Raw genomic sequence first — 10,380 nt, forward strand, 5'->3', positions numbered from 1 at the left:
GGCCCTGGCCCGGATCTACGTCGGCGCCGACGCGAGCCCGTGGCTGCGCCGGGCCCTCGACGAGTGCGTGGGCGAGCACGGCCCGAGCACGACGCCCCTGGTCGCGGGGGTCCGGGCGCGGGTGCTCCAGCTCGAGGGCAACCTGGCTCACCTCGCGGGCGAGGGGGTCGAGGCGCGGGGTCGCTACCGGGCCGCCGCCGAGGACTTCGCCCGGGCCGGCGAGGGCCTCGGCCGCATCCTCGTCGAGGGCAGCCTGTCGAGCCTGGCCTTCGAAGCCGGCGATCTGGGCGAGGCGCTCAGCCTGGGTCGCCGCTCGCTGCGGGGCTTCCTCGCCCGGGCTCAGGTCCAGACCTTGCCCGCCGCGCTGTTCAACCTCGTCCGCGCCCTCGCGGCCGTGGGCGCCGTCGACGAGGGCCGCCGGCTGTGGCGGGCGAGCATGGAGCTGTGCGCGGCGGCGGGGGAGGTCTCGGCCCTCAACCAGGCCCGGCTCGAGCGCGTCGCCATCGACCTCGACGCCGCGCGCCCGCCCCCGACCGCCCAGGCCCGCCAGGGCTGGCGCGTCGAGCTGGGGGCACGCTACGCCCGCTGCGCCGCGAGCCTCGAGGCGGCCGGGGTCGCGGGCGAGGCCGCCGACGCCCACCTGCGGGCGACTTGCATGCTCCGCGCCGCGGGCCGCTCGGCGGCCTCGAGCGAGCACGCGGGGGCCCACCTCGACGGCGCGCGACGAGCCCTCGACGCGGCGCGCCGGCTGACCGAGGACGCCGGGGGGGCGGGCGAGCTGGCCGTGCGCGTCGGCGTGGCCGTGGAGTCCCTCGCGCTCGCGCCTTCGATCGCGGCCCTGGTCGAGACCCGCCGCGAGCTCGCCGAGCTGCCCTCGCCGACGGCCCTGGTCGACGCCGGCCAGGCCCAGCTCGCCTGGATCTACGACCGCGCCCTGCTCGGCGCCCTGCACCGCTTTGGCCACGTCGGCGACGCCTTGTCGGGGTCGGTGGCCGGCCGCCTCCTGAACCACCTGGAGTCCTTCATGAACCACGCCTCGAAGCTCGATCGTCGCAGCCTGCGCCAGTCTCTGTTGTCCGAAGCCGGCGAAGCCCAGCCCCTGCGCGAGCTCGTGCGCGAGCTCGAGGCCGCCGAGGCCTCGACGCCCGCCGCCGCAGAGCCCGAGGCGCCGTCTGAGCCTTCCGCGGAGGCGACGGGGGAGGGGGAGGTCGCGCCCTCGGGCGCCGCGACGCCGCGCGGGTCCACGGCGCGCCGCCCCGGCGCCGATCGCCTCTCGCACCTGCTGCGCGTGTTCCGTCGCCTGTCCCGGGAGGACCAGCTCGAGCGCCTGCTCGAGCAGATCGTCGAGGCGATGATGGAGCTGACCGACGCCGAGCGCGGCGTGGTCTGTGTCGGCCGCGGCCCCGCGCGCATGGAGGTCGCCCGCGAGATGGCCTGGGAGGGGCCCCAGAAGGGGGAGCAGGCGAGCGCGGGCGAGGGGAGCTCCGTCGGCTTCTCGCGCTCGGTCATCGAGCAGGTCCTGGCCTCCGGCGAGCCCGTGCTCAGCGTCGACGCGGCCAGCGACGATCGCTTCGACGGCTCGCGCTCGATCAGCCACCTCAACCTCCGCTCGGTCCTCGCCGTGCCGCTGATCTTCCGGGGCGAGCGGCTGGGGGCGGCCTACGTCGACCACCGCCTGCGCCGGGGCAACTTCGACGCCGAGGACCTCGCGCACATGGAGGACTTCGCGGACCTCGCGGCCCTGGCCGTGGCCCAGGCCCGCGCCCTGGCCGAGGTCCGCGAGCAGGCGGCGACCCTCGAGCGCCAGCGCAGCGAGCTGACCGAGCTCCTCGCCAGCCGCGAGGCCGAGGTCGTCAACCTCCGCGAGGTCGTGCGCTCGGCCCCCGAGCGCCGCGAGTACCGGGGCATGGTCGGGAGCTCCAAGGCGATGCAGCGGGTGTTTCGCCTCATCGACCGCCTGGCCAGCTCCGAGGTCCCGGTGGTCATCTACGGCGAGAGCGGCACGGGCAAGGAGCTCGTCGCCCGGGCGATCCACGACGCGGGCATCCGCGCCGGCGAGGCCTTCATCGCCGAGAACTGCGGGGCCATCCCCGAGACGCTGCTCGAGAGCGTGCTCTTTGGCCACGCCCGCGGGGCCTTCACCGGGGCCCAGGGCACGCGCCCTGGATTGTTCGAGGCGGCCAACGGCGGGACCATCTTCCTCGACGAGATCGGGGAGACGAGCGCGGCCATGCAGACCAAGCTGCTGCGCGTGCTCCAAGAGGGCGAGGTCCGCCGCCTGGGCGAGAACCGCTCGCGCAAGGTCGACGTCCGGGTCATCGCGGCCAGCAACCGCGACCTCGAGGCGATGGTCGCCGCGGGGACCTTCCGCCAGGACCTCTACTACCGGATCAACGTGGTCAAGCTCGAGCTCCCGGCGCTGCGCGAGCGTCGAGAGGACATCCCCGCGCTCATCGAGCACTTCCTCGTGCGTCACGGCGAGCGGGTGCGGGCGCGGCGAGGCGAGGCGGCCGACGGCGAGCTGCCCCTGCAGGTCACCGCCAGCGCCCTGCGCAAGCTCAGCGCCTACCCGTGGCCGGGCAACGTCCGCGAGCTCGAGAACGAGGTCCAGCGCTGGCTGGCCCTGTGCGAGGACAAGGTCGTCGTCGAGGATCTCTCGGCGGCCATCGAGGGCTCGGCCGTGGGCGTCGACGATCCCGATGACCTCGAGCTGCGCCCGCGGATCGAGCGCCTGGAGCGAGAGCTCATCGACCGAGCCATGAAGCGGACCAACAACAACCAGACCCAGGCGGCCAAGCTCCTGGGCCTGAGCCGCTACGGCCTGCAAAAGAAGCTCAAGCGCTTCGAGGAGAGCGAGTGAGCCGGGAAGGCGCCAGCTGCGGCTCTGCCAATGGAGTTGCCAGCGACGTCGCGGCTGTGCCATCGGCGTTGTCGCGCTACGCTGGTCGAGGCCCTCAACCCACCGAAATCACTGAGCCCGATTTGGGAGCGATTCTTGCTTTGAAAGAGAATAGGCGAGTCATGGCGGACTGCGAGCGACGAGGACGAGGACGAGATGGGCAGGCACCCCGGCGGGGCCGGCGAGCGATCGCGGCCGCGCTGACGGCCCTCGGGCTGGGCGGGCTGCTGGTGACCACGGCCTGCGTCGAGCATGCGCTCTTGGTCCCCGCGCCCACGCTGCGCGGTATCACCATCCCCCTGCCGCCGCCGAGCTTCGCCGACGAGGTCCTGCTGACCATCGACATCGAGGGCGTCGTACCCGACGGCTTCTCGGGCGAGGGCACCCAGGCCTTCCTGTTCGAGAAGGGCACCAGCCGCGGCTACTTCGTGCTCACCGAGGGCCCCGTCTACAACTTCTACGACGTGCTGGTCGACATCGAGGACAACTGCCTCGAGACCTGGTTCGTCGACGGGGTCGACGGGCAGGAGTCATCGGTCATCGACTACAAGGTCGAGCTGCGCGAGGGGGAAGAGGCCTGCGGCGATCCGGACTGCTCGGCGCCCGACGAGATGGGCGCGTGCCTGTGCCTCGAAAAGTGGACCGTCGGCTGTTGAGGGTTGGTTTTGACCCCCGCATGGGCTGGGGGACTGGGGCTGCAGCGGACCTGCTCGCGCAGGTCCTCTCTTCGCTTCGCTCGTCGGGCAGGGTCGCTCGTGGGTGCTAGGGGGCATGTGGTCGCCCCCTAGAAGGGGGCGCTGGTTCGAGCTTCGGGCTCAAAAACGAAACAACCCGCTGGGCGACCAGCGGGTTGTTCGTTTCGGGGTAGCCGAGGGCTACTTCTTGCGGAGCTTTTGCTCGAGGCGGCTGCGCTTGGCCTTGGGCGGGACGTAGAAGGTCAGCCCGAGGTTGAAGGTGACGTTGTGGCGAGCCACGCGGTCGCGGCCAGCAGAGTTCTCGACCTGCGGGGGCACGTCGTCGATGGTCGCGTTTTGACCGGCGTCGTTGTGGCCCACGACGATGTCGTGAATCTCGGGGTTGAGGCTCATCCAGTCCGTGATGAACAGGTGGACGCCTGCGCCGAAGCTGCCACCGAGACGGAAGCCGTCGTCGGCGGTGACCGGGTGGAGCAAACAGTCCGAGTTGGTCTGGTTGCCGTTGCCCGGGTCTTGACAAAAGCCCACGGCGTCGGGGTTGGTCTCGAGCTGCAAGGTCTCGGAGGTCGACTGCACGTCGGGGTAATGCCGCGCCCAGTTCACGAAGCCCAGACCACCGAAGATGTAGATGTCGTACTCGGTGAAGATGGCCGAGAACAGACCCAGCTTACCGGAGAAGGGCGTGAACGCGAGGTCGACGCTGCCGGAGAACTGGACCTTGGTCAGGCCTGCTTGGAAGTCGTGGAGGAGCGGCGCCGGGTTGTCGAGCTGGCCGTTGGGGCGGTAGGGCCCCTGGCCAGCCTCGTCGGCGGTCAGCGTGCCCGAGGAGTCGGCGGTGCCGACGGGCAGGCCGCCTTCGTTGAGGGCGGTGAGCAGGCTCGAGTCGATGTCGAGCACGCCGTACATGAAGCTGGCCCGGACACCGAGCCAGTCGGTGAAGTCGAAGCGCAGCTTGGCGCCCACCATGCCCTTGTGGACGAAGGGCTGCGACAGGCTCATGCCGATCTGCGGCGTGATCTGGAAGCGGAGCTTGCGGAGCTCGAGTCGGTCGACGACGACGGGCTTGCCCTCGAGGACGCCAGGCTTCTTGGCCTGAGCCTCCCCAGCGTGGAGGAAGAGCCCGCAGGCGAGGCCGCCAGCGGCCAACAGCGAGGCCTTTCCTGCGAGGCCCCGGCTCCGGTTGAACTTGGTCTTGTTCTTCGCGGTCACTGGTCACTCACCGGCGGTAGGAGTACTCGAAGGTCGGAGGCAGGTAGAACGAGGCCCCGAGGTAGAACATCACGTTGAACGCGAGGCGTTCACCGAGCGGCTGCGTCTTGGCCTTCTCGTAGGCCGCCGTCGGATCGTCGCCGATGCTGATGTTCGGGTCGTCGATGAAGTCACTGCCCGCGTTGGGGTCCGTGCTGACGCCGCGATCCAGGGGCTCGTAGGCTTCGAAGTAACCGAAGGTGCGGACACCCAGGTTGACCGAGAAGAAGTCGAGGTTCTGGATGTAGTAGCGAACGCCGAAGCCCAGGTTCAGCTGCCCCGTGATGTGGTTGAAGGGGGTCGGGTGGACCGCCTGGAACCGGGGGATGTTCTGGGTGTGGATCGCTCCGCCGCCGATCTGGGTGTAGAACTCCCAGTGGAGCAGCAGCTGGTTGAACAGCGCGATCTTCCCGTAGAAGGGCTCGTACAGGTAGTCGACGCTGGCCTGCCACAGGGTGCGGTTCGCCGTGAGCAGCAGACCTTCCTGGAAGCGGATGCGGTCGTACTGTGGCGTGCGAGCGCCGAAGAAGGCCGTGCCGTTGAGGCCGATCGCCATGCGGTTGCTCAGCCAGATGTTGACCTCGGCGCCCACGGCCCAGTGACGGACGTAGGGGTCGTTGATGGTCAAACCCACCTGGGGCATCAGCTCGATGCGCCGCTTGAGCTTGTTGGTGTTCGAGTCGGTGTAGACGTTGAGGAAGGCCTGCGGCTGGATGACGGTGATCTCTTTTTCGTCGATCTCCCGTTGCTCATCCTCGCTCAGCGAAGAGACCTCCGCGCTGGCAGCCCCTACTTCACCCCCGGCACCACCAACCTCGGCGCCCGCAGCGTCGGCATCGCCGCCTGGGTCGTCGAGGAAGCTCGTGTCGGTGGGAGCTCCGTCCGCGGGCGCCTCGGGCACCGCGTCCATTTCGTCTTCGTCATCGAGAACGAGGTCCTCATCGTCTTCGATGACCTCGCCCTCTTCCGGCGGCTGGGCGGCCAGTGCCGGGAGAGAGTAGGCGCAGGCCGCGAACGCGGTGACGCCAATCAGAATTCGTCGCATGCTCACCTCTGGAGACAACTCGCTGGAATTTGGTGCGGGTGGTCGAAAGCCTCGTGCGTGAATCGCACTGCTTTGTGGGGGTGCACTCAGAAGGGGGAACAGGCCGGTCGGCGGCAAGTCCGTCCTTCTATTTCGGCGCGGACGGTATCATAGGGTAAGCGCTCTCACAACCGCTGTTAGCAGCGGGTTGTCGAGTGTCAAGAGCCGTCCAAGTCAATGAAATCATTGGGTTTGCAGGTATGTTGTGGCCATGCGCGGTCGCGCCCCATGTAAGACAGCTCGCGCGAGAAGTGGGGCGTTGGCGCCAGGGCCGATCTCGCCCTTGCGTCCAATTCGAGGGCAAAACTACGAGAATTGCGCTCACACCGCCTCCCGGTCGCGGGGATGGCGGCAGCTTGGTCGAAGGGCCAAGACTCGCGGGCGGGAGTGCGGGATCGACCATGGGAGGAACGAAGCTCCGCGCCGCGCTCAATTTTCGCCTTGCTCGTCGTCCTGCTCGTTCTCGAACAGGACCTCGCAGTAGGCCTCGGGATCGAAGCGTCGGAGGTCATCGACTGCCTCGCCGACGCCGATGTAGCGGATCGGGATCTTCAGCTCGTCGACGACACCGAGGACCACGCCGCCCTTGGCCGTACCGTCGAGCTTGGTGAGCACCAGGCCCGAGAAGGCCATGGTCTCCTTGAACATCTGGGCCTGGGCGAGGGCGTTTTGTCCGATGGTCGCGTCGAGGACCAGGAAGATGTCGTGGGGCTCGACCTCGTCGCGGCCCTTGGACAGGGCCTTGGTCGCGGCGCGGCCCATTTTGGCCAGCTCGGCCATGAGCTCCTTGCGGGTGTGGAGGCGGCCGGCGGTGTCGCACAGGACGATGTCGTAGCCCTCGTCGCGGCCCCGGGTGATGCCGTCGAAGAGCACCGAGCTCGGGTCGGCGTTCTCCTTGCCCAGGTGGATGTCGCAGCCGACGCGGCGCGCCCAGACCTCGAGCTGCTCGCCCGCGGCGGCCCGGAAGGTGTCGCCCGCGACGAGCAGGGTCTTGCGTCCGGCCTCGACGTGACGCGCGGCGAGCTTGCCGAGGGTCGTGGTCTTGCCGACGCCGTTGACCCCGATCATCAGCAGCACGTAGGGGCCGGGGTCGGGGGTGTAGTCGATCTCCGGGGCGTCGATGTCGAGGATGTCGAGGGCCTTGCGGCGGATGACCTCCCAGACGGCGTCGGGGTCGGCGACCTCTTTTTTATCCAGCTCCGAGGTGACCGACTCGAGCAGGGTCTCGGCCGTGCGCGCGCCGATGTCGGCGGTGAACAGCACCTCTTCGATGTCGTCCTTGAGGTCGTCGCTGACCTTGGGCTTGCCCTTGAACAGGCGGGCGAGCTTGGCGATGAAGCCCCGCTTGGTCTTGGCCAGGCCCGCCCGGTAGCGCTCGCGCTGCTTCTTCTTGGCGTCCAGGGCCGCGGCCTCGCGCTCTTCGCGGGTCGGGACCTTGGGCTTGTCGACCGGCATCGGGACCGGAGTCGGCGACTTGGCCTGGGGCTCCTCTTCGGGCTCCGGGACCTGCTCGGGCTCGGGCGCCTTCTCGGGCTCGGGCGCTTTCTCGGGCTCGGGCGCCTTCTCGGGCTCGGGCGCCTTCTCGGGCTCGGGCGCCTTCTCGGGCTCGGGCGCCTTCTCGGGCTCGGGCGCCTTCTCGGGCTCGGGCTTCTTGGCAGGCTTGGCGACGCTGGGGGGCGTCAGCTTGCCGAGGCCGGGCTTCTTGAAGGTAGGCGGCGGCGCGAAGGTGGGTGGTGGAGCAAAGCGCGGGAAGGCCGGCTTTTTCTCGGGCTCAGCGGGCTTGGCCTCCTCGGTGGGAGCCTCGTCGCCAGCCTCGTCGGCCTTGGCCTCGTCGGCGTCGGCGTCGGCGGGCTTGGCCGCGTCGTCGCTGGGACCCTCCTCGGCCGGCGCGTCGCTGGCGGCGTCCTCGTCGGGTCCGTCCTCGTCGGCCTTGGCCGGGTCTTCCTCGGCCTCCGGCGCGTCCTTGGCGGGCGCTTGGTCCTCGGAAGCGTCGGCGTCGGGCTTGGCCTCCGCGCCGTCCGCGGGCGCGTCGGGCTCGGCCTTGGCGTCGTCCGCGGGCGCGTCGGCGTCCGGCTTGGGCTCCCGCGCCTTGGGCGGCAGGGGCTCGGCCTCCTTGGCCGGCGGAAGCTCTTTCTTGGGCCGTAGGACCACGGCCAGGACCGCGGCCACGGCCACGGCAATGACGACGAAGTAGATGATCGGGTCCATCGCGTCCTCGGGCGGAGTAGGCCACCCGCGGGACCCCCCGTCAACGGCGCGGGGGTTGGGGCCCTCAATCGGGGGATCGCGTCGGAGATCGCGTCTTTTGAGATCTCATCTCGCCGATCCCAGCGGGCTTTCGTTGCGCGGGCGTCACCAGGATGAGGCCGAGATCGCCCCAGATCCCCTGAGATCTGCCAAGATCTCCACAACGGAGATCGGCCCCGAGATCGGCCGGGAGCACTTCCCCGCTCCGGCCCGACTCTGCTATCCGAGAGCGCCCCACCTCGGGGCATGCACCCATGCGAATCAAGAAGATCGAGGTCATCGGCTTCAAGTCCTTCGCCGATCGCGAGGTCGTGGTCCTCGACGACCACGTCACGGCCGTGATCGGGCCCAACGGCTGCGGCAAGTCGAACATCGTCGACGCGATCCGCTGGTGCCTGGGCGAGCAGCGGGCCAAGCACCTGCGCGGCGGCGGCATGGCCGACGTGATCTTCGCGGGCTCGAGCACTCGCGGCCCGGCCGGCATGGCCGAGGTGACCATCACCTTCGAGAGCGAGGGGGACGGGCCCTCGGCCTTCCATCAATTCGCGGAGATCGCCGTGAGTCGGCGCTTGTACCGCGACGGGACCAGCGAATACCTGATCAACAAGGTCCCGTGCCGCCTGCGCGACATCAACGACATGCTCGCGGGCACGGGCATCTCCGCCAAGAGCGGCTACTCGATCATCGAGCAGGGCCGCGTCGGCGAGCTGGTCACCTCCAAGCCCGAGACCCGCCGCAAGGTCATCGACGAGGCCGCGGGCATCACCAAGTTCAAGCAGCAAAAGGTCCAGGCGACCCGCAAGATCGACCAGACCCGCCAGAACCTGCTGCGCGTCACCGACGTCATCGGCGAGCTCGAGGGCCGGCTGGGCTCGCTCAAGCGCCAGGCCCAAAAGGCCGAGCGCTACAAGCGCTACCGCACGGAGCTGCGCGACCTCGAGCTGTGGCACGCGAGCCACAAGCTGCTCGAGCTGCGCGCGACGGCGCGGGTGCTCGAGCGGCGCCGCTCGGAGCTCGAGGAGCAGGTCGAGGATCTGCGCAACGAGTCGGCGACCCGGGAGGCCCGCCACGAGGCCGAGCGCGTCGCCCTGCGCGAGGCCGAGTCCAAGCTGCAGCACGAGCAGCAGCGGCTCTACGACCTCGAGAACCGCATCCAGCTCATCGAGCAGGACCGCCGCTTCAAGCTCCAGGAGCAGGACGGGCTGCGCCGCTCGGCGGAGCAGAGCCGGGCCGAAAAAGAAGCCGTCGAGCGCTCCCTCGAGAGCCTCGAGGCCGAGCACAAAGAGGTCGAGGCCCAGCGCGCCGAGCTCGGGGCCGACGACGAGGGCGGCGAGGGGCTCGAGGCCCGCTGCGAGACCCTCGAGGCCGAGCTCAACGACCTGGCCCTGCGCCTTCGCCACGAGCGCGAGGCCCTCGAGCGGACCCGGGGCGAGCGCGGCCGGGTGTCCTCGCGCAGCGCCTCCCTCGAGGCCACCTTGCTGTCCCGGGCCGAGTCCATCGAGGAGCTGCGCGAGCGCGTCGAGACCATGGGCGCCGAGCTGGGCGAGCTCGAGGCCAGCGACGACAGCGACGACAACCGCCTGCAAGAGGCCCAGCGCACCCTCACCGAGGCCGGCGAGCGCGTGGGCGAGCTGCGCGAGCGTCGGGTGCTCCTCGACCGCGAGCGCTCCGAGCTGCGCGAGCAGCTGCGCTCGGCCGAGGTCGAGGTCGAGACGGCCCGCAAGGAGCTGCTCCGGGCCCGCTCCCGGCTCCAGTCCCTCGAGGAGATCCAGTCGCGCTACCAGGCCTGCCACGGCGGCGTGCAGGTGGTCATGGAGCAGCGCGAGCAGCTGGCCGAGATCGGGGCCGAGCTGTCGGCCGCGGCGGGCCTGGGCGGCTCGGCGAGCGGCGGGGCAGGGGCGAGCTTCATGCCGAGCCCCGGCGCCGATCTGGGCGACGCGCCCAAGCCCGCGACCCAGATCCACGGCATCATGGCCGACTACATCAACGCCCCCGCGCACCTCGAGGCGGCGGTCTCGGCCATGCTCGGCGACCGCCTCCAGGGCGTGGTCGTCGACGGCCCCGTCGCCGGCGCGAGCGGGGTCGAGCTGCTCAAGCGGCTCGAGGAAGGGCGCACGACCTTCCTGCCCAAGGACAGCGGCGGGGTCGGCTGGGCCCAGCCCAGCGCGGCCGGCAAGCCCATCGCGTGGTCCGACCCCAGCGCGCCC

At 70.3% G+C, this 10,380-nt stretch carries 6 protein-coding genes; 3 read left to right on the top strand and 3 right to left on the bottom strand.

The annotated features are described in order from the left end of the window. Positions 1-2,860, top strand: a 2,860-nt coding sequence (locus tag PPSIR1_RS45320; protein WP_006977079.1) for a sigma-54-dependent Fis family transcriptional regulator, incomplete at its 5' end; no start/stop codon positions are given. 161 nt (positions 2,861-3,021) lie between these two features. Next, a complete protein-coding gene (locus tag PPSIR1_RS40220) occupies positions 3,022-3,555 on the top strand; it encodes a hypothetical protein (protein WP_157596493.1) in 534 nt (177 codons plus the stop codon). Between the two features lie 219 nt (positions 3,556-3,774). Here the strand turns inward: PPSIR1_RS40220 and PPSIR1_RS40225 are convergent, their stop codons facing one another. From PPSIR1_RS40225 to ftsY, 3 genes are all read right to left on the bottom strand, one after another. Beyond that, positions 3,775-4,803 (bottom strand): outer membrane beta-barrel domain-containing protein, encoded by a 1,029-nt coding sequence (locus PPSIR1_RS40225; protein WP_006977081.1) that lies wholly within the window; start codon positions 4,801-4,803, stop codon positions 3,775-3,777. 7 nt (positions 4,804-4,810) lie between these two features. After that, entirely contained in the window at positions 4,811-5,887 is a 1,077-nt protein-coding gene (locus PPSIR1_RS40230) for a porin family protein (protein ID WP_157596494.1), read from the bottom strand. A gap of 468 nt (positions 5,888-6,355) precedes the next feature. Continuing rightward, positions 6,356-8,134: a signal recognition particle-docking protein FtsY gene (gene ftsY / locus PPSIR1_RS45325; protein ID WP_006977083.1), complete on the bottom strand. Its 1,779-nt coding sequence runs from the start codon at positions 8,132-8,134 to the stop codon at positions 6,356-6,358. Positions 8,135-8,427: 293 nt separating this feature from the next. Between ftsY and PPSIR1_RS40240 the strand changes: the two genes are divergently transcribed. After that, positions 8,428-10,380 (top strand): AAA family ATPase (locus tag PPSIR1_RS40240; RefSeq protein ID WP_006977084.1); only part of this gene is annotated, 1,953 nt, incomplete at its 3' end.

It is taken from the genome of Plesiocystis pacifica SIR-1, assembly GCF_000170895.1.
Taxonomy (GTDB): Bacteria; Myxococcota_A; Polyangia; order Nannocystales; family Nannocystaceae; genus Plesiocystis; species Plesiocystis pacifica.